Genomic DNA, 17,802 nt, shown 5'->3' with positions numbered 1-17,802 from the left:
CGGGACGAACCCGGGGTGACACCATCGGATCAACCAAAGGGAGGAATACCCCGATGAAGAAACTAGCCACATTTGCTCTGGCCGGAATGATGGCCGCGGGTCCGGCGCTTGCCGAACTCGTCATCCCCGACCTGCACTACCGCACCGGCGCCTACGCCGCCGGGGGCATTCCGTTCTCGGACGGCTACCAGGATTACTTCAACCTGCTGAACCAGCGCGACGGCGGCATCGGCGGCGAGATGATCCGGATCGTCAGCTGCGAAACGGCCTACGATACCGAGCGCGGCGTCGAATGCTACGAGTCGACGAAGGGCGAAGGCTCGCTGGTGTACCAGCCGCTCTCGACCGGGATCACCTACCAGCTGATCCCCCGCGCGACGGCGGATGGCATCCCGCTCCACACGATGGGCTACGGCCGGACCTCGGCGGCGAACGGCGACGTGTTCAGCCACGTCTTCAACTACCCGGCGAACTACTGGGACGCGGCCTCGGTGATCATCAACCAGCTGCTGGAGGAGAACGGCGGTTCGCTCGAGGGCAAGTCGATCGCGCTTCTCTACCACAACTCGGCCTATGGCCGGGAGCCGATCCGCACGCTCGAGACGCTGGCCGCGCAGCATGGCTTCTCGCTGACGCAGATCGCCGTGGACCATCCCGGCCAGGAGCAGGGCAACCAGTGGCTGCAGATCCGCCGCGAGCGCCCGGACTACGTGGTCATGTGGGGCTGGGGCGTGATGAACCAGGTCGCCGTGCAGGAAGCCATCAACATCCGCTATCCGATGGAGAACTTCATCGGCAACTGGTGGGCCGGCGCCGAGCATGACGTCGCGCAGGCCGGCGAGGCGGCTGCGGGCTACCGTTCGCTCAACATGAACCGCCTGGGCGACATGCCGGTCTTCGACGAGATCCGGCAGTATGTCCACGAGGCGGGCATGGCCGCGGGCGACGGGTCCAACGTGGGCTCGGTGCTCTATACCCGGGGCATGTACGCAGCGATGCTGGCCGCAGAAGCGATCCGGACGGCGCAGGAGATCCACGGCGTCGCCGCCATCACGCCCGAGATGATGCGGGACGGCATGGAGGCGCTGGAGATCACCAACGCACGCATGGAAGAGCTGGGCATGCCGGGCATCGGCCCGGAATTCGCGGTTTCCTGCGAGGATCACGGCGGCACCGGCATGGCGATCATGCAGCAGTGGGACGGGTCCCAGTGGGTGACGCTGACCGACTTCGTCGCGCCCGACGACAGCGTGATCCTGCCGCTGGTGATGGAGGACTCGGCGCAGTACGCCGCCGAGAACAACATCTCCAGCCAGTGCAGCGACAGCTGATCTGAACTGCCCGGCGGCGGCGCGGGCCGTCGCCGCCGGGATCTGCGTATTTCAGGAAAGATGAAGGCGGGGGTGTTTGCCCCGCCGCGCGCGACGGGAGAGCCGCGAGATGCTGGACCAGCCGACAGAGACCCACGGTGAGGGCGTCGCCCCGGAATTCCGGGATGCCGAGACGCTTCTGGAGGTGAACAACATCGAGGTGATCTACAACCACGTGATCCTCGTGCTGAAGGGTGTCTCGCTGAAGGTGCCGAAGGGCGGGATCACCGCGCTTCTGGGCGGCAACGGCGCGGGCAAGACGACGACGCTGAAGGCGATCTCGAACCTTCTTCATTCCGAGCGGGGCGAGGTCACCAAGGGCAGTATCCTCTATCGCGGCGAAGGCGTTCAGGGCCTCAGCCCATCGGACCTCGTCGATCGGGGCGTGATCCAGGTGATGGAGGGTCGCCACTGTTTCGAGCATCTCACGGTGGAGGAGAACCTCCTGACCGGTAGCTATACGCGCAAGGATGGGCGCGCGGCGATCGAGGCCGACCTCGAGATGGTCTATTCCTATTTCCCGCGCCTGCGGGAGCGGCGCAAAAGCCAGGCCGGCTATACATCGGGCGGCGAACAGCAGATGACGGCCATCGGCCGCGCGCTGATGAGCCGGCCCGAGACGATCCTTCTCGACGAACCGTCGATGGGTCTCGCGCCGCAGCTCGTCGAGCAGATCTTCGAGATCGTCAAGCGGCTGAACGAGGAACAGGGGGTGACGTTCCTTCTGGCCGAGCAGAACACGAACGTGGCGCTGCGCTTCGCGCATTACGGCTACATCCTGGAATCGGGGCGCGTGGTGATGGACGGTCCGGCAGCGGACCTCCGCGAGAACCAGGACGTGAAGGAATTCTACCTCGGAATGTCCGATGAGGGCCGAAAGAGCTTTCGCGACGTGCGAAGCTATCGGCGGCGGAAACGGTGGCTGAGCTGATGCTGGACAGGAACGACAAGCATTTCGACGCGCTGGAGACGCGCAGCGCGGATGCGCGCGCGGCAGACCAGCTGGCGAAACTCAATGCCCAGCTCGCGGCGAACGGGATGGCGGCGGTCGCGTCGCTCGACGAGCTCGCGCGGCTTCCGGTTCTGCGGAAGGCCGATCTCGTGGCACGGCAGACCGCGACCCCGCCCTTCGGCGGATTGCCGGTACGCAACGTGGCCCACGTGTTCCAGAGCCCTGGCCCGATCTACGAGCCCGGCGGTGTCAGCCATGACTGGTGGCGCATGGGGCGTTTCCTGCATGCGGCGGGCATCGGCGCGGGCGACATCGTGCAGAACTGCTTCGGCTATCACCTGACGCCGGCGGGGATGATCTTCGAAAGCGGCGCGCGGGCGGTGGGCGCGACGGTCCTGCCCGCAGGTGTCGGGCAGACCGAACTCCAGGTGCGCGCGGCGAAGGATGTGGGCACGACGGCCTATGCCGGCACGCCGGATTACCTGAAGGTGATCCTCGACAAGGCGGACGAGATGGGGGTCGAGCTGGGCATCACCAGGGCTGCCGTCGGGGGCGGCGCGCTGTTCCCGTCTCTCCGGCAGGAATATGCGGATCGCGGGATCGCCTGCCTCCAGTGCTATGCCACCGCGGACCTCGGGAACATCGCCTACGAGAGTCCGGGGATGGAGGGGATGATCGTCGACGAGGGGGTGATCGTGGAGATCGTGCGCCCCGGTACCGGCGACCCCGTGCCGCCGGGCGAGGTGGGCGAGGTCGTGGTCACGACGCTCAACCCGGATTACCCGTTGATCCGGTTCGCGACCGGGGACCTTTCGGCCATTCTGCCGGGCGAAAGCCCGTGCGGCCGCACCAACATGCGGATCAAGGGCTGGATGGGCCGGGCGGACCAGACCACGAAGATCAAGGGCATGTTCGTCCGCCCCGAGCAGGTGGCGGAGTTCGTCGGGCGCCATGGCGAGGTCGTGAAGGCCCGCGTCGTGGCCAGCCGCGAGGGGGAGATGGACGTCATGACCGTGCTGGTCGAGGCGACGGGCGCTGATGCGGGCGCCCTTGCCGAAAGCGCGGCCTCGGTCATGAAACTGAAGGGCAAGGTCGAGATCGTCGCCCCGGGAAGCCTGCCGAACGATGGCAAGGTCATCGACGATCAACGCAGCTACGACTGAGGCGCGCTAGCGCCGCTGTCTGCCGGTGTCGCTGTCGGAGGCCTGCGCGCGGACATGGGCCACGACCCAGGCCTCAGCGGCCAGAAGTTCGGCCGGTGTTGCGCGCCCGTCGCCGTCGAGGTCCACGCGACCGAAGGCGGTGCCGTGAAGGCCGGTTGACTGCACGAATTGCGCGATGCGCCGTCCGTTCGCGGCCATGTGGCCAACGAGCGTTGTGAATTCCGCGAAGGTCAGATCGCCGCTGTTGTCGGCATCCGACGCGTGAAAGGCGGCGGCGTCGGCCCGCGCGAGACCGGGCGAGGCGAGAAAGAGACAGAGAAGCAGGACACGGGTCATGGCGCAAATCCTGACCCCGTTTCATTTCCATTCGGTTAGCGGCCCGGCTTGTTGCGCGGCAATGGCGCGACTAGGCTGTCGGCTGCCTGGACGGGGGACGCAAATGACCGAGACACTTGAGGCGCGGCTTGCCGCCATGGGATTGACCCTGCCGCCACCGATCCGCGTGCCGGAGGGGCTGCACCTGCCCTTCACCTTCGTGAATATCCGCGGGGAACGTGCCCTGATCTCCGGTCATCCGAAGCAGGATGCGGGCGGCATAGCCGGTCCCTACGGTCAGGTCGGGAAAGACCTCGGCACTGCGGAAGCGGCCGAAGCCGCGCGGGACATCGCCCTGTCGGTTCTCGCCAATCTGAAGGCCGAAATCGGGGAACTGTCGCGTGTGGCGGGCTGGGTCCGTGTCTTCGGCATGGTGAACTCGGCGCCGGACTATGCCGAGCAACACCTTGTCCTCAACGGTTTCAGCGACCTTGTGATCGACGTGTTCGGTCCCGAGGTGGGCCGCCATGCCCGCTCGGCCATCGGGGTGGCAGGCCTTCCGTTGAATTTCGCCATGGAGATCGAGGCCGAGGTCCTCCTTTCCCCCTGAGTTGCCGCCGACGGTCTCGTTATCGGTTAACACCGGGGTCCCTGCTATGCTTGCGGTCGGAACTACGCAGGGAGACGGCGACATGACCCGGACCAAAGCAATCATCGCGGCCACGCTGATGGCCGGCGCAGGCATGACCGGAGCGGCGAGTGCCGATACGGCGCTCGTTCTCGTCAATGCGCGCTACGATGCGGCGCCGCAGATGCGGAGTCTTCGCGCCCTCGGCGGTATCGAGCGGGTGCTGGAGCGGGCAGGCTTCGACGTGCTGACATTGCGCGACGGTTCGGGTGCGGACCTGCGGCTGGCGCTGTCGCGCCTGCTGGCCACGGGAGAGGACGAGCGTGTCCTGATCGTCGCCGGCGGCCACTTCCTGCGCGGTGGCGGAGACACCTGGCTCCTCGGGACCGACGCGCGTGCGCCGGACCTCGCCACGGTCGGAGGCGTGGGCGTGCCGGTCTCGCTCCTGGCCGAGATCGCGGCGATGGCACCGGGCCGGGCGGTCGTGGCCCTCGCGACGGAGGATGCACGGGTCGTTCACGGCGCGCGCCTCGAGCCTGGGATCGGACGCGTGGAGCCGCCGCAAGGCGTGACGGTCGTTGCGGGGCCGCCGGCGGCGGTGGCCGATTTCGTGACGGGCCCGCTACTGGCGCCGGGCACGGACCTGCCCGCGGTGCTCGAGGCGATGCCGGGCCTGCAGGCGGTCGGTTTTCTGTCCTCGGCCGTGGCCTACGTGCCTGACGTGGCCTTCGCGGAGCCCGTGCCGCCGGCACCCGTCGCCACGCCCGAGGATCGTGCCCTGTGGCAGGCGGTCGAGGCGCTGGACACGGCGGCGGCCTACCGGGTCTACCTCGAGCGGTTTCCGCGCGGCGCCTTCGCAGATCTTGCCCGCGCCAGAATCGCCCAGGCCGATCCGGAAACGCCGCAATCGCGGGCGGAGGCGGCGGAGGCCGCGCTGGCGCTGACGCAGGCGGAACGGCAGCAGTTGCAGCGCTATCTCACGCTGCTCGATTTCGACACCCGCGGGGTGGACGGAATCTTCGGGCCTGCCACGCGGCGTGCGATCGCCGACTGGCAGTCGGCGCGCGGCCTCGCGCGAACGGGTTTCCTCGACGCCGATCAGGCAAGCTCGATCCGCCGCGAGGGCGAGATCCGGGAGGCCGTGCTGGCCGAGGAGCGTCGCGCCGAGGAGCGTGCCGACCGCGCGTGGTGGCAGGCGACGGGGGCGGGGCAGAGCATCGACGGAATGCGCGCCTATCTCGACCGCTATCCCGACGGCCTCTTCGCGGAGAGGGCAAGGAGCGCCATATCCGACTGGGAGCGCGCCCAGGACACCGCCAACGACGCGGAAGCCGAGGCTGCCTGGCCGCGGACGCTCGGCATCGACACGGTGGACGCCTATCGCACCTTCATCCGCAACTTCCCCAACAGCCGCCATGTGCAGACGGCCGAGGCCCGCATCCGAGAGTTGCAGACCGGCATCGGCGAGGAGGCGCGGCAGCGTTACGAAGCGGCGGAGGCGGCGCTCAACCTGCCGCCGATCACGCGGACGCTGGTGGAACAGCGGCTGGCCCGGATGGGGCTCGAGCCCGGCCGCGTGGACGGCACGTTCGACGACGCGACGCGGCGGGCGATCCGGGACTACCAGGAGGCGCGCGGCCTGCCGGTAACGGGGTATCTCGACCAGACGATGGTCGCGCTCCTGCTGGCGGGAACGCTCGGCGACATCCTGCGGTGATCCGAAAAGGAAAAAGGCCGCTCGGAGGCGGCCTTTTTCGGTGTTTTCCTCGGGTCGTGAAGTGCGTGGCTCAGCCCTGGCGGGCCTTGAACCGGCGCTGGGTCTTGTTGATCACGTAGACCCGTCCCTTGCGGCGCACGACGCGGCAATCGCGATGGCGCTGCTTGAGCGAGCGGAGCGAGTTCTTGACCTTCATGGGCCGTCTCCTTCGTCGCGGCGCGGCGATGCGCCTTGAAATCCAATGGTCCTTTCGGACCGGCTATCCCGGCATCCTTTCGGAAAGCCGGTTGGTGGGCGGTACTGGGATCGAACCAGTGACCCCTACGATGTCAACGTAGTGCTCTACCGCTGAGCTAACCGCCCGATGTCCCAGCTGTTCCGGACCGTGCCGGGCGCCGGACCACAACAGCCCTGCGCCCCGTGCCGCAGCCCGCCGCATGGGTGAGCGGTCTATAAAAGGAGTCGGAAAGGGGTTCAAGGGCTTTTGGCCAACCGCGAAATCCCGCTATATGTTGAAGCGAAGATGCCTGTCGAGGAGCGCCGATGCACCCGGCCTACAGCCTGAAATGTCCCGCCGAGACGACCACGTCGGTCGTCGTCGCCTCGCCGCATTCCGGGCGTCACTACCCCCGGAGCTTCCTGCGCACGAGCATGCTGGACGAGCGCAGCATCCGGTCCTCGGAGGATGCCTTCATGGACCTCCTGGTGGAAGACGCTCCGCGACTGGGCGCGCCGCTACTGGCCGCCGAATATCCGCGTGCCTACATCGACCTCAACCGAAGCCCCGACGAACTCGATCCCGGTGTGATCGAGGGTGTCGGCCGGGTGGTACAGACGCCGCGGATATCCTCGGGTCTGGGTGTCATCCCCCGCGTGGTGGCCAATGGCCGTGCGATCTATCGCGGCAAGCTTGCCCGCGCGGAGGCGGACGAAAGGATCGCGAGGATCTGGCATCCTTACCACGACGCGCTCGACGATCTGATGAACAGGGCGCAGGGCCGCTTCGGCGAGGCGGTGGTGCTCGACTTCCACTCCATGCCGCACGAGGCGCTCGACAGCGTGGTGCGTCCGGGAATGCGCCGGCCCGAGGTGGTCCTCGGCGACCGGTTCGGCGCCTCGGCGCGGGGCGATCTCGTGGACGCGGTGGAAGCGGCCTTTCTCGACGCGGGCCTCGTGGTGAGCCGGAACGCGCCCTTCGCAGGCGCCTTCGTCACCCAGCGCTACGGGCGTCCCTCGCGCGGCTGGCACGCCGTTCAGATCGAGATCGACCGGTCGCTCTACATGAACGAGCGGATGATCCGGCCGAACGGGAATTTCGAGACCGTGAAGCGGATCGTGACCTCGGTCCTCGCGCGCGTGATCGAGGCGACCCCGGGCGCGATGCCTCTGGCGGCCGAGTAGGGGGGCGCTGCCCCCCGGCCCCTTTGGGGCCTCCCCCCGGAGTTTTCTGCCAGGATGAATGGGTCAGCGCAGCGCGCGGCCCTTGAGGATCGCATCGGCGCCGAAGCGCGCGCGGATGTCGTCGGTGGCGCGCTCGGTGGCGCGGCGCGCGGCGGCCGCCGGGTCGAGGAGGTCGCCCTCCCGGTCGGCGGCCTCGGCCGGCAGGAGGTCCGATATCCCGACCCCGATCAGGCGGTAGGCGCGCGGATGCTCCATCCGGTCGAAGAGGCCGCGCGCCGTGCGGTAGATGCGATCGGCCGTCTGCGTGCCGTCGGGCAGTGTCGTGCGCCGGGTCAGCAGCGTGAAGTCGTCGCGCTTCAGCTTCAGTGTCACGGTCCGACCCGCGAGCGCCTTCGCCTTGGCCCGGTCGGCGATCTTCTCGGACAGCCGCCAGATATGGCCGTCGAGGATGTCGACGTCCGAGATGTCCTCGGAGAATGTCGTCTCGTTCGAGATGCTCTTGACCCCGCGGTCGCGGGCGACCTTCCGGCTGTCCTGGCCGCGGGCAAGCTCCCAGAGACGCATCCCCTGGCTGCCGAAGCGGCGGATCAGTTCGTCCCGGTCCCAGCGGCGCAGATCGGCGATGGTGCGGATACCTGCGTCGGCCAGCGCGCGCTGGCCGGCGTCGCCGAGCCCCCAGATGACGCCGACGGGCTTGGGAGCGAGAAGGTCGAGCGTCTCGGCGCGGCCGATCACGGAGAATCCCTGCGGCTTGTCCATGTCGGAGGCCATCTTGGCGAGGAACTTGTTGTGGGAGAGGCCGATGGACCCGGTGATCCCGAGCTCGGCCTGCATGCGCTTCACCAGCCGGGCCAGAAGGACTGCAGGCGGCACTCCGTGCAGCCGCGAGGTGCCGGTGAGGTCGAGGAACGCCTCGTCGAGCGAGAGCGGCTCGATCGCCGGCGTCATCTCCTCCATCATCGCGCGGATCTGGCGGCTGACCTCGGCGTAGACGTCCATTCGGCCGCGCACGACGACGGCCTCGGGGCATAGTTTCAGCGCCTTGAACATCGGCATTGCCGAGCGCACGCCCTTGATCCGCGCGATGTAGCAGGCGGTGGAGACGACACCGCGACGTCCGCCGCCGATGATGACGGGCTTGTCCCGAAGCTCGGGGTTGTCACGCTTCTCGACCGAGGCATAGAAGGCGTCGCAATCCATGTGGGCGATGGAAAGCTCGAAGAGCTCGGGATGCGATGTCACGCGCGGGCTGCCGCAAGCCCGGCAGCGGGCCCCGGTCTCGAAGGTGGTCAGGCAATCGCGGCACAGGGCTGGCATGGCGCGAAGATAGGCCGATCGGACCTGCGGCGGAAGACGGCGCTTTGCGGGCGCAGCATTTCCGCTAGACTGGAGGGGCTGGTCCGGGGGAGTCGCGCCATGGAGACCGAGGAAAGGATTGCCTGCCGCACGCCGACCGAGGGGCGCGACGGGGTCACGCGCATCCCGGCCTGGAAATACCATGCCGTTCGCCGCGCCATCCTGCACGCGGTCGAGGGGGCCGGGCCGGAGGGCCTGCCGTTTTCGGAGCTGACCGGCGCGGTGCGCGCGCGCCTCTCGGCGGGGGATCTCGCGCGGCTCGGGGCGCTTGGCTGGCACTGCACCACGGTGAAGCTCGAGTTGGAGGTCGCGGGCGAGATCGCGCGCCTTCCGGGGTCCGGGCCGCAGCGCCTGGTGCGCGGGGGCGCCTGAGGGGGAGCCGAGGTCGGGTTTTCCCCCGGTCATCCTTCGCATTTTCGCCTAGCTTTGGCCCTTCTCGCCGCGCATACCATGCGCCATGAAACAGGACCAACAGACAGGCTTCGACATGGACCAGCTGCTCTCCGAGCTCATCGGCGGGAACCTCGTGATCCTGCTTCTCGCGCTCTTCATCATCCTCTGCATCTTCCTTGCGATCCGCATCGTGCCGCAGTCCGAGCAGCACGTGGTGGAACGCTTCGGGCGGCTGAAGAGCGTGCTGGGGCCGGGGATAAACTTCATCGTGCCGTTCCTCGACCGGGTCGCGCACAAGGTCTCGATCCTCGAGCGGCAGCTGCCCACCGCCAGCCAGGACGCGATCACCGCCGACAACGTGCTGGTGCAGGTGGAGACGAGCGTCTTCTACCGGATCCTGGAGCCCGAGAAGACCGTCTACCGCATTCGTGACGTCGACGCCGCCATCGCCACGACCGTCGCCGGTATCGTGCGGGCCGAGATCGGCAAGATGGAGCTGGACGAGGTGCAGTCGAACCGCGCGACGCTGATCGCGACGATCAAGACCAGTGTCGAGGACGCCGTCGACAACTGGGGGATCGAGGTGACGCGGGCCGAGATCCTCGACGTGAACCTCGACCAGGCCACGCGGGACGCGATGCTTCAGCAGCTGAACGCCGAGCGGGAGCGGCGCGCCGCGGTGACGCGGGCCGAGGGCCAGAAACGCGCGGTCGAGCTGAACGCGGATGCCGAGCTTTATGCCGCCCGCCAGGGTGCCGAAGCGCGCCGTGTCGAGGCCGACGCCGAGGCCTATGCCACGGGCGTCGTGGCCGAAGCCATCGCCAAGGGCGGGCTCGAGGCGGTGCAGTACAACATCGCGCTCGAGCAGGTGAAGGCGATCGCGCAGGTCGCGCAGGGCCAGGGTTCGCAGACGATCGTCGTCCCGGCTGATGCCGTCGATGCCTTCGGCAAGGCGTTCCAGATGCTCAGGGGCCGCAGCTGATGTGGGGCGCCTGGTGGGTCTGGGGGGCGGCGGCGGTCCTGCTTGCCGTCGGCGAGGTCCTGCTGCCGACCTTCCTTCTGCTGGGCTTCGCCATCGGCGCGGCCGTGATCGCCGTCCTCCTGCTCGTGGGCGGGCCGCTGGCGGTCTGGCTCGGCGGGTCGGTGCCGGTCCTGCTGCTCGTCTTCGCGGTCGTGTCGCTGTTCGCGTGGCTGGCCTTGCGCCGCTGGCTGGGCGTCTACCGCACCCAGGTGAAGACCTTCGACCGCGATATCAACGAGGACTGAGCGCGAGCCCTGCCCCCAGCGAGAGCTGGCCGGGATCTCAGGGCAGAGTGGCCAGGATGGCGCGCGCCGCTTCGGCGGGGTCCGCCGCCTGCCAGACCGGGCGGCCGACGACGATGTGATCCGCACCCGCCGCGATGGCGTCGGCCGGCGTCGCGATCCGCTTCTGGTCGCCGCTGTCGCTGCCTTCGGGGCGAACACCCGGCGTGACGATCAGCTTCCCCTTTGCTTCGGGCATGGACCGGATCATCGCCGCCTCGTGCGGCGAGGAGATGACGCCGTCGGCCCCGGCTTCCAGCGCGCGGGCGGCGCGTGTCGCCACGATATCGGGCAGCGCGCCGTCGCGGATCAGCGCCGCGTCGAGGGCGGCCCGGTCCAGCGACGTCAGGATCGTCACGGCGAGGATCTTCAACGAGCTTCCCGAGGCCCCTTCGCACGCGGCTCGGACAACCTGCGGGTCGCCGTGAACGGTCAGGAAATCGAGGTCGAACTGCGCGAGGCCCCGCACCGCCGCCTCGATCGTGGCGGAGATGTCGAAGAGCTTCATGTCGAGGAAAATGCGCTTGCCGCGCTCGGCCTTGAGCTCGTTCGCCAGCGCGAGGCCGCCACCCGTCAGCATCCCGAGCCCGATCTTGTAGAACGAGACCGTCTCGTCGAGCCGGTCGGCGAGCGCGAGGCCCTGGAGTGCATTCGGCACGTCGAGGGCGACGATCAGGCGGTCGTCGGACATTGGCTCACCTCCGGCTTCGGGCGTTCGCGCCTTCTTTCCGGTGGGGCGGCGGCTGTCAAGGCAGCGCGCCGGCCGTGCCTGCCGAGGTTGTGTCGGTCTCCGTCGTGCTGCGGCCCCGGCGGGAAGGCCCGGGCCGCAAGCCTGTCAGTGTTGCGTCTGCACGTGCGCCCTGTGGGTGCCGGGTTGCGAGTAGGGCGACGCGAGCGCGATGGCCCCGGACATGCCCAGAAGGATGCTCGTGACGATGATGGTATGCCTAATGTGCCTCATTTGCCTCATATTTCCCTCCTTTTGCGGCGTCTTTGGTGACGCCTTGGGGTTGAATCTCCGCCCGGTTCGGGGCGGCGGAATGTCGGGAACTTGGCGAAAATGGGACGCGGCGGCCGGTCGGCGGATATTGGCCGAATCATCCCCCGCACATCGCCGCCTTCGCCTCGCTTGCACTGGTGCCCGACACTTCCCATATCCCGATACGAGGCCCCGAACCGTCCATGCCGCAAAGCCGGGTGGACAAGAACGAGGGGCGCTTGGAGAAGGAGAGACATGATGAACTTGGAAAAGTTCACTGACCGCGCACGCGGTTTCCTGCAGGCCGCGCAGACCATTGCGCAGCGTGAGGATCACCAGAAACTGGTTCCCGAACATCTGCTGAAGGCGCTTCTGGACGATGACCAGGGCATGGCTGCCAGCCTGATTTCCCGTTCGGGCGGCGCCCCGGAGCGGGTGCGCGAGGCGCTGGAGGTCACGCTCGGCAAGTTGCCGAAAGTCACTGGCGACGCCGGGCAGCTCTATCTCGACGGGCAGACCTCGAAGGTCCTGGCCGAAGCCGAGAAGCTTGCGCAGAAGGCCGGCGACAGTTTCGTCACCGTCGAGCGTGTGCTGACGGCGCTCGCCATGGTGAAGTCGGGCGCGAAGGATGCCCTCGATGCGGGCGCCGTGAACGCGCAGGCGCTGAACGCCGCGATCAACGATCTGCGGAAGGGGCGCACGGCGGATTCGGCCGGCGCCGAGGAGAGCTATGACGCGCTGAAGAAATACGCCCGCGACCTGACCGAGGCCGCGCGGGAGGGCAAGATCGACCCGATCATCGGCCGCGACGAGGAAATCCGCCGCTCGATGCAGGTGCTGTCGCGCCGGACGAAGAACAACCCGGTCCTGATCGGTGAGCCCGGCGTCGGCAAGACCGCCATCGCCGAGGGCCTCGCGCTGCGCATCGTCAACGGCGACGTGCCGGAATCTCTCCGCAACAAGAAGCTCATGGCGCTCGACATGGGCGCTCTGATCGCCGGCGCGAAGTATCGCGGCGAGTTCGAGGAGCGTCTGAAGGCGATCCTGAAGGAAATCGAGGCCGCGGCGGGCGAGATCATCCTGTTCATCGACGAGATGCACACGCTGGTGGGCGCCGGCAAGTCCGACGGCGCGATGGACGCGGCGAACCTCATCAAGCCGGCGCTTGCACGGGGTGAGTTGCATTGCATCGGTGCCACGACGCTCGATGAATACCGCAAGTATGTCGAGAAGGACGCGGCGCTTGCCCGGCGGTTCCAGCCCCTGATGGTCGAGGAGCCGACGGTCGAGGACACGATCTCGATCCTGCGCGGCATCAAGGAGAAATACGAACTGCATCACGGGGTGCGGATCTCGGATGCGGCGCTTGTGGCCGCAGCGACGCTGAGCCACCGCTACATCACCGACCGGTTTCTGCCCGACAAGGCGATCGACCTCATGGACGAGGCCGCCTCGCGTCTGCGGATGGAAGTGGACAGCAAGCCCGAGGAACTCGACGCGCTCGACCGGCAGATCCTGCAGATGCAGATCGAGGCCGAGGCGCTGAAGAAGGAGGACGACGCGGCCTCGAAGGACCGGCTGGAGAAGCTGGAGAAGGAGCTTTCGAACCTGCAGCAGAAGTCGGCCGAGATGACGGCGAAGTGGCAGGCCGAGCGCGATGAACTCGACGCCGCACGCACGCTGAAGGAACGACTGGACCACGCCCGCGCCGAACTGGAGCAGGCCAAGCGCAACGGCGACCTCGCCAAGGCGGGGGAGCTGTCCTACGGCGTGATCCCCGGGCTGGAGAAGGAACTGGCCGCCGCCGAGGCGCAGGAAGACGAGCTGATGGTCGAGGATGCCGTCCGTCCCGAGCAGATCGCCGAGGTGATCGCGCGCTGGACGGGGATTCCTGTGTCCAAGATGCTGGAAGGCGAGAAGGAGAAGCTGCTCCGGATGGAGGACGAGCTGGGCCGCCGCGTCATCGGGCAGTCTCAGGCCGTCAGCGCCGTATCCCGCGCCGTGCGCAGGGCCCGCGCGGGCCTGCAGGACGAGAACCGGCCCCTGGGTTCGTTCCTGTTCCTCGGCCCCACGGGTGTCGGCAAGACCGAGCTGACGAAAGCCCTGGCGGAATACCTTTTCGACGACGACCAGGCGATGGTCAGGATCGACATGAGCGAGTTCATGGAGAAGCATTCCGTCGCCCGGCTGATCGGCGCGCCTCCGGGCTATGTCGGCTATGACGAGGGCGGCGTCCTGACGGAAGCCGTGCGTCGCAGGCCCTACCAGGTGATCCTGTTCGACGAGGTCGAGAAGGCGCACCCGGAGGTGTTCAACGTCCTTCTGCAGGTGCTGGACGACGGTATCCTGACGGACGGGCAGGGCCGCACGGTCGACTTCAAGCAGACGATCATCGTCCTGACCTCGAACCTCGGCAGCCAGGCGCTCAGCCAGTTGCCGGAGGGGGCGGATGCTGCCCAGGCCAAGCGCGACGTGATGGATGCCGTCCGGGCGCATTTCAGGCCCGAGTTCCTGAACCGGCTCGATGACCAGATCGTGTTCGACCGGCTGACCCGCGCGGACATGGACGGGATCGTGACGATCCAGCTCTCGCGGCTGGAGAAGCGGCTGGCACAGCGCAAGATCGTGCTGGACCTCGATGCTGGCGCGATGGCGTGGCTGGCCGACGAGGGCTACGACCCCGTGTTCGGCGCCCGGCCGCTGAAGCGTGTCATTCAGCGCGCGTTGCAGGACCCGCTGGCGGAGATGATCCTCGCCGGCGACGTCAAGGACGGCGATACCGTATCGGTCATGGCCGGGGCGGACGGCCTGATTGTCGGCGGCAAGGTCTCGGCCTCGAACCGTCCGAAACCGGACGATGCCGTCGTGCACTGAACGGCGGACGTGAAACGCTTAAGCGGCCCGGGCGAATTGCCCGGGCCGTTTTCATTCGCCGCGCGCGGGTCAGAGGCGGCCGTTCACGGCGCGGGCAAGCAGGTCGGGGAAGTCCGGGCTGCGCCACGTGCCGAGGTGGTCGGCGCCTTCGAGGACGTGTGGCACGAAGCCGGGGCGCATGGTGGCGATGCGTTCCATCCAGGGCCGTTCGTCGTCATTTTCGCCGATGATGCCGCGGACCGGCATCGGCAGGGCCGCCACCGCATCTCCCGGCAGCCCGACGAGGGATGGCATGCCCTCGATCACCGCGGCAAGTGCTGCGGCATTCGGATGGGGCGGCCTGCCGTTCTCGGGGGTGACGAGAATGCCGAACCACTTGCGATACTCGGTCATGATTTCCGGGGGCGACCAGCCCGATCCCGTCAGCGTGAGGCTGCGCACCCGGTCCGGATGCCACGCGGCCATGGCGAGGCCCACTTCGGCGCCCATGGAAAACCCCACGACATCGGCTGCGTCCAGGCCCTCGGCATCGAGAAGGGCGCCGAGGTCGGAGACCAGGCGCGGTCCGTAGGCGGCGGGATCGGAAGGTTTGCCGCTTTCGCCGTGACCGCGGAAGTCTGGCGCGAGGACACGGTGCGTTTCTGCAAGGCGCTGCGCGGCCCCGTTCATCCACCATCCGATCGCCGAGGAAACGAACCCGTGAAGAAGCAGGACCGGTGGTCCATCGCCCTCGGTCAGATAGCTGACGGGGGTGCCGTCGCCGGCGGTCAGGGTCTTGCGGACGGGCGCGTCGCTCATTGCGGCAGGCTAGCCCGCCCATGGCCCGGGCTTCAACGAAAACCGCCCCGCGGGGAGGAGCGGGGCGGCCTGTCGATTATCGCGTTCGGTCAGTGCGGCAGGAGCACGCCGTCGATGATGTGGACAACGCCGTTTGACGCAAAGACATCCGCCGTCGTCACGGCGGTGCTGCCATTGATGTGGACACCGGAGCCGCGCGCGTCGACGCGCAGGAAGCCGCCTTGCACGGTGGGAACGCGGCCACGCTGTCCGAGCAGGGCCTCGGCAGGATAGTAGTCTGCGGAGACGTGGTAGGTCAGGATGTTGGTCAGCGCCGGGATGTCGGCGAGCAGCGCGTCGAGCGTGCCGGCCGGAAGGGCCGCGAAGGCCGCGTTGGTCGGCGCGAAGACGGTGAAGTTGCCGGGACCAGAGAGCGTGTCGACGAGGCCGGCGGCCTGAACCGCGGTCACAAGCGTCGAGAGGTCGGGCGTCGCCGCGGCGAGCTCGACGATGGAACTGGATCCGGTGCGGGCAAGCGCGGGCGCGGACAGGGCGAGAGGGCTGGCGGCAAGCGCCACTGCGGTGGTCAGGAAATTACGGCGGTCCATGGGTGGTCCTCCCTTTCTTGTCTGGTTGCTGGAAAAGGAATGGCCCGGCGCTGGGCCGGGCCATCCATGTTGCCGGACTTACATCGGCGGCAGGATCACGCTGTCGATCACGTGGATCACGCCGTTCGATGCTTCGATGTCGGCTGCGACCACGGTGGCGTCGTTCACCATAACGGTGCCGCCATCGATCGAGATGGTGATGTCTGCGCCGTTGACCGTGGTGGCCATCATGCCATCGGACAGGTCACCCGACATCACAGCGCCGGGAACGACGTGGTAGGTCAGGATCGCGGCGAGCGCTTCGGGATCGGCCAGAAGACCTTCGACGGTGCCCTCGGGCAGAGCGGCGAAGGCTTCGTCGGTGGGTGCGAAGACGGTGAACGGGCCTTCGCCCGAAAGCGTCTCGACGAGGCCGGCGGCCTCGACGGCGGCGACGAGGGTCGTGAAGGTGCCGGCTTCGACAGCCGTTTCCACGATGGTCATGCCGCCATGGGCGTCCGCGAGGGCGGGACCCGAAAGGGCGGTGGTCGCAGCGAGAGCGATAAGGAACTTGCGCATTGGGTAGTCTCCTTCGTTGGCGTTCGCGGAGCGTCTGGGTGGCTCCGTCCCGCGTGGAAGTGCCAGCGAAGTGAGTTCTTTCAAGATGGGCGGAGACCTGCCGGGCGGCTTGACGAACACCCACGGCCGCCTAAGCAACCGTCTCTTTCGTTTTCCAATCAAACCGCTGTGATATGAGTTGAGAGAACGTGACCGGACATGTCGGTGATATCGTTCCGCAAGGCGTCCGACAGGGAGGGACAGCATGACCTGGTATCTCGAGGCCATGGCACTGGCGTTCTGGCTGGTGATCGGAATGGCCGCGCTGATCGCAGTGATCGTCTTCGTGATCGACCGCACACAAAAGAGCGACGCGATCCGCCGAAATTATCCGGTGATCGGGCGGTTCCGAGGCCTCTTCACGACGCTTGGCGAATTCTTCCGGCAATACTTCTTCGCGATGGACCGGGAGGAGCTTCCCTTCAACCGGGCGCAGCGCGACTGGGTCTCGCACGCGGCGGATGGCGGGTCCTACACGCGGCCTTTCGGCTCGACGCGCAACATCTCGGTGGTCGGCACGCCGATCTTCACGCCCGCACCGTTCCCGCCGCTGGACGACCAGTTCGCCGCTTCCGAACCGATGCAGATCGGGCCCTTCGCCACGATCCCCTATACGGCGCGGTCCTTCTTCAACATTTCTGGCATGAGCTATGGCGCGATCTCGAAGCCGGCCGTGCGCGCGCTCAGTCGCGGGGCGCGGATGGCGGGATGCTGGATGAACACGGGCGAGGGCGGGCTGTCGCCCTATCATCTCGAAGGCGAAGCCGACATCGTGTTCCAGATCGGGACCGCGAAGTTCGGAGTCAGGGACAACGAGGGCAATCTCGATGACGACAGGCTTCGGGCGATCGCCGCGCACACGCAGGTGAAGATGTTCGAGATCAAGCTTGCGCAGGGGGCCAAGCCGGGCAAGGGCGGCATCCTGCCCGGCGCCAAGATCACGGACGAAATCGCGCAGATCCGCGGCGTGCCCAAGGGACAGGACGCGATCAGCCCAAATCGCCACCGCGATGCCGGAAGCAATGCGGAGCTACTCGACCTTATCGCCCATGTGCGCGAGGTCACGGGCAAGCCCGTGGGCATCAAGACTGTGATGGGGCATCTTGGCTACTTCGAGGAGCTGTTCGCCGAGATCAACCGGCGCGGGCCAGAGAGCGCGCCGGACTTCATCACGCTCGACGGGGGTGAGGGCGGCACCGGGGCCGCGCCCATGCCGCTCATGGACCTCGTCGGCATGTCGATCCGCGAGGCGCTGCCCCGCCTGGCAGACCTGCGCAACCGAATGGGCCTGCGAGACCGCATCCGCATCGTGGCGAGTGGCAAGCTGGTGAACCCGGGCGACGTGGCATGGGCGCTTGCGGCGGGCGCCG

At 67.7% G+C, this 17,802-nt stretch carries 19 protein-coding genes and 1 tRNA gene (1 of these 20 running past the window's edge); 11 read left to right on the top strand and 9 right to left on the bottom strand.

What is annotated here, in order from left to right:
* Positions 1–53: 53 nt before the first annotated feature.
* The 3 genes from N8I71_RS01570 to N8I71_RS01560 all read left to right on the top strand — a co-directional run bounded on the left by N8I71_RS01570 (position 54) and on the right by N8I71_RS01560 (position 3,485).
* Entirely contained in the window at positions 54–1,331 is a 1,278-nt protein-coding gene (locus N8I71_RS01570; protein WP_262876158.1) for an ABC transporter substrate-binding protein, read from the top strand.
* Between the two features lie 109 nt (positions 1,332–1,440).
* Positions 1,441–2,301 (top strand): ABC transporter ATP-binding protein, encoded by an 861-nt coding sequence (locus N8I71_RS01565; protein ID WP_262876157.1) that lies wholly within the window; start codon positions 1,441–1,443, stop codon positions 2,299–2,301.
* Positions 2,301–3,485: a phenylacetate--CoA ligase family protein gene (locus tag N8I71_RS01560; protein WP_262876353.1), complete on the top strand. Its 1,185-nt coding sequence runs from the start codon at positions 2,301–2,303 to the stop codon at positions 3,483–3,485. The genes N8I71_RS01565 and N8I71_RS01560 overlap by 1 nt, the downstream gene beginning before the upstream one ends.
* A gap of 6 nt (positions 3,486–3,491) precedes the next feature.
* Here the strand turns inward: N8I71_RS01560 and N8I71_RS01555 are convergent, their stop codons facing one another.
* A complete protein-coding gene (locus tag N8I71_RS01555; RefSeq protein ID WP_262876156.1) occupies positions 3,492–3,821 on the bottom strand; it encodes an EF-hand domain-containing protein in 330 nt (109 codons plus the stop codon).
* Positions 3,822–3,924: 103 nt separating this feature from the next.
* Between N8I71_RS01555 and N8I71_RS01550 the strand changes: the two genes are divergently transcribed.
* Both N8I71_RS01550 and N8I71_RS01545 read left to right on the top strand, forming a co-directional pair.
* Entirely contained in the window at positions 3,925–4,410 is a 486-nt protein-coding gene (locus N8I71_RS01550; protein WP_262876155.1) for a RidA family protein, read from the top strand.
* An 82-nt stretch (positions 4,411–4,492) separates the two neighbouring features.
* The gene (locus N8I71_RS01545; protein WP_262876154.1) at positions 4,493–6,145 is read left to right on the top strand and encodes a peptidoglycan-binding domain-containing protein; all 1,653 of its coding nucleotides are present in this window, start codon (positions 4,493–4,495) and stop codon (positions 6,143–6,145) included.
* A gap of 70 nt (positions 6,146–6,215) precedes the next feature.
* Here the strand turns inward: N8I71_RS01545 and ykgO are convergent, their stop codons facing one another.
* Both ykgO and N8I71_RS01535 read right to left on the bottom strand, forming a co-directional pair.
* A complete protein-coding gene (gene ykgO / locus N8I71_RS01540) occupies positions 6,216–6,341 on the bottom strand; it encodes a type B 50S ribosomal protein L36 (protein WP_012177066.1) in 126 nt (41 codons plus the stop codon).
* A 92-nt stretch (positions 6,342–6,433) separates the two neighbouring features.
* A tRNA-Val gene (locus N8I71_RS01535) sits at positions 6,434–6,508 on the bottom strand.
* Positions 6,509–6,688: 180 nt separating this feature from the next.
* Here N8I71_RS01535 and N8I71_RS01530 point away from each other — a divergent pair.
* Entirely contained in the window at positions 6,689–7,546 is an 858-nt protein-coding gene (locus N8I71_RS01530) for an N-formylglutamate amidohydrolase (RefSeq protein ID WP_262876153.1), read from the top strand.
* Positions 7,547–7,609: 63 nt separating this feature from the next.
* Here the strand turns inward: N8I71_RS01530 and N8I71_RS01525 are convergent, their stop codons facing one another.
* Positions 7,610–8,863 carry a DNA polymerase IV gene (locus tag N8I71_RS01525; protein WP_262876152.1) on the bottom strand — a complete coding sequence of 418 codons (1,254 nt, stop codon included), beginning with the start codon at positions 8,861–8,863 and terminating at the stop codon, positions 7,610–7,612.
* 99 nt (positions 8,864–8,962) lie between these two features.
* Here N8I71_RS01525 and N8I71_RS01520 point away from each other — a divergent pair, with 99 nt between their 5' ends.
* From N8I71_RS01520 to N8I71_RS01510, 3 genes are all read left to right on the top strand, one after another.
* Positions 8,963–9,274 (top strand): DUF6958 family protein, encoded by a 312-nt coding sequence (locus N8I71_RS01520; protein WP_262876151.1) that lies wholly within the window; start codon positions 8,963–8,965, stop codon positions 9,272–9,274.
* Positions 9,275–9,389: 115 nt separating this feature from the next.
* On the top strand, positions 9,390–10,277 hold the full coding sequence (locus N8I71_RS01515; RefSeq protein WP_406676062.1) for an SPFH domain-containing protein: 888 nt from the start codon (positions 9,390–9,392) through the stop codon (positions 10,275–10,277).
* Positions 10,277–10,561 carry an NfeD family protein gene (locus tag N8I71_RS01510; RefSeq protein ID WP_262876149.1) on the top strand — a complete coding sequence of 95 codons (285 nt, stop codon included), beginning with the start codon at positions 10,277–10,279 and terminating at the stop codon, positions 10,559–10,561. The genes N8I71_RS01515 and N8I71_RS01510 overlap by 1 nt, the downstream gene beginning before the upstream one ends.
* A 37-nt stretch (positions 10,562–10,598) precedes the next feature.
* Here N8I71_RS01510 and pyrF read toward each other — a convergent pair whose 3' ends face one another.
* Both pyrF and N8I71_RS01500 read right to left on the bottom strand, forming a co-directional pair.
* Complete coding sequence (gene pyrF, locus N8I71_RS01505) at positions 10,599–11,288, bottom strand: orotidine-5'-phosphate decarboxylase (protein ID WP_262876148.1); 690 nt, start codon at positions 11,286–11,288, stop codon at positions 10,599–10,601.
* 144 nt (positions 11,289–11,432) lie between these two features.
* A complete protein-coding gene (locus N8I71_RS01500) occupies positions 11,433–11,558 on the bottom strand; it encodes a hypothetical protein (RefSeq protein WP_262876147.1) in 126 nt (41 codons plus the stop codon).
* A gap of 276 nt (positions 11,559–11,834) precedes the next feature.
* Here N8I71_RS01500 and clpB point away from each other — a divergent pair, with 276 nt between their 5' ends.
* Positions 11,835–14,450: an ATP-dependent chaperone ClpB gene (gene clpB, locus N8I71_RS01495; RefSeq protein ID WP_262876146.1), complete on the top strand. Its 2,616-nt coding sequence runs from the start codon at positions 11,835–11,837 to the stop codon at positions 14,448–14,450.
* A 69-nt stretch (positions 14,451–14,519) separates the two neighbouring features.
* On the opposite strand, the gene N8I71_RS01490 is transcribed toward clpB, so the two are convergent.
* From N8I71_RS01490 to N8I71_RS01480, 3 genes are all read right to left on the bottom strand, one after another.
* Positions 14,520–15,248, bottom strand: a complete 729-nt coding sequence (locus N8I71_RS01490) for an alpha/beta fold hydrolase (RefSeq protein ID WP_262876145.1) — start codon at positions 15,246–15,248, stop codon at positions 14,520–14,522.
* 89 nt (positions 15,249–15,337) lie between these two features.
* On the bottom strand, positions 15,338–15,835 hold the full coding sequence (locus N8I71_RS01485) for a fasciclin domain-containing protein (RefSeq protein ID WP_262876144.1): 498 nt from the start codon (positions 15,833–15,835) through the stop codon (positions 15,338–15,340).
* A 78-nt stretch (positions 15,836–15,913) separates the two neighbouring features.
* Positions 15,914–16,393, bottom strand: coding sequence for a fasciclin domain-containing protein (locus tag N8I71_RS01480; protein WP_262876143.1), 480 nt, complete (start codon positions 16,391–16,393; stop codon positions 15,914–15,916).
* 244 nt (positions 16,394–16,637) lie between these two features.
* Here N8I71_RS01480 and N8I71_RS01475 point away from each other — a divergent pair, with 244 nt between their 5' ends.
* Positions 16,638–17,802, top strand: the 5' portion of a protein-coding gene (locus N8I71_RS01475; protein ID WP_262876142.1) for an FMN-binding glutamate synthase family protein. It continues 329 nt past the right edge of the window; 1,165 of the gene's 1,494 nt are visible here — the first part of the coding sequence; its start codon is at positions 16,638–16,640; its stop codon lies off the right edge, out of view.

The organism is Roseicyclus sediminis (assembly GCF_025515305.1).
Classification (GTDB): Bacteria; Pseudomonadota; Alphaproteobacteria; order Rhodobacterales; family Rhodobacteraceae; genus Roseibacterium; species Roseibacterium sediminis.
The sequence above is the reverse complement of the archived record's forward strand: the minus strand, read 5'-3'. Positions and strand labels throughout refer to the sequence as shown.

Excerpts from the sequence above, each read along its gene's own strand:
- N8I71_RS01570 (WP_262876158.1), top strand. The coding sequence starts at position 54 with ATGAAGAAACTAGCCACATTTGCTCTGGCCGGAATGATGGCCGCGGGT.
- N8I71_RS01565 (WP_262876157.1), top strand. The coding sequence starts at position 1,441 with ATGCTGGACCAGCCGACAGAGACCCACGGTGAGGGCGTCGCCCCGGAA.
- N8I71_RS01560 (WP_262876353.1), top strand. The coding sequence starts at position 2,301 with ATGCTGGACAGGAACGACAAGCATTTCGACGCGCTGGAGACGCGCAGC.
- N8I71_RS01555 (WP_262876156.1), bottom strand. The coding sequence starts at position 3,821 with ATGACCCGTGTCCTGCTTCTCTGTCTCTTTCTCGCCTCGCCCGGTCTC.
- N8I71_RS01550 (WP_262876155.1), top strand. The coding sequence starts at position 3,925 with ATGACCGAGACACTTGAGGCGCGGCTTGCCGCCATGGGATTGACCCTG.
- N8I71_RS01545 (WP_262876154.1), top strand. The coding sequence starts at position 4,493 with ATGACCCGGACCAAAGCAATCATCGCGGCCACGCTGATGGCCGGCGCA.
- ykgO (WP_012177066.1), bottom strand. The coding sequence starts at position 6,341 with ATGAAGGTCAAGAACTCGCTCCGCTCGCTCAAGCAGCGCCATCGCGAT.
- N8I71_RS01530 (WP_262876153.1), top strand. The coding sequence starts at position 6,689 with ATGCACCCGGCCTACAGCCTGAAATGTCCCGCCGAGACGACCACGTCG.
- N8I71_RS01525 (WP_262876152.1), bottom strand. The coding sequence starts at position 8,863 with ATGCCAGCCCTGTGCCGCGATTGCCTGACCACCTTCGAGACCGGGGCC.
- N8I71_RS01520 (WP_262876151.1), top strand. The coding sequence starts at position 8,963 with ATGGAGACCGAGGAAAGGATTGCCTGCCGCACGCCGACCGAGGGGCGC.
- N8I71_RS01515 (WP_406676062.1), top strand. The coding sequence starts at position 9,390 with ATGGACCAGCTGCTCTCCGAGCTCATCGGCGGGAACCTCGTGATCCTG.
- N8I71_RS01510 (WP_262876149.1), top strand. The coding sequence starts at position 10,277 with ATGTGGGGCGCCTGGTGGGTCTGGGGGGCGGCGGCGGTCCTGCTTGCC.
- pyrF (WP_262876148.1), bottom strand. The coding sequence starts at position 11,288 with ATGTCCGACGACCGCCTGATCGTCGCCCTCGACGTGCCGAATGCACTC.
- N8I71_RS01500 (WP_262876147.1), bottom strand. The coding sequence starts at position 11,558 with ATGAGGCACATTAGGCATACCATCATCGTCACGAGCATCCTTCTGGGC.
- clpB (WP_262876146.1), top strand. The coding sequence starts at position 11,835 with ATGAACTTGGAAAAGTTCACTGACCGCGCACGCGGTTTCCTGCAGGCC.
- N8I71_RS01490 (WP_262876145.1), bottom strand. The coding sequence starts at position 15,248 with ATGAGCGACGCGCCCGTCCGCAAGACCCTGACCGCCGGCGACGGCACC.
- N8I71_RS01485 (WP_262876144.1), bottom strand. The coding sequence starts at position 15,835 with ATGGACCGCCGTAATTTCCTGACCACCGCAGTGGCGCTTGCCGCCAGC.
- N8I71_RS01480 (WP_262876143.1), bottom strand. The coding sequence starts at position 16,393 with ATGCGCAAGTTCCTTATCGCTCTCGCTGCGACCACCGCCCTTTCGGGT.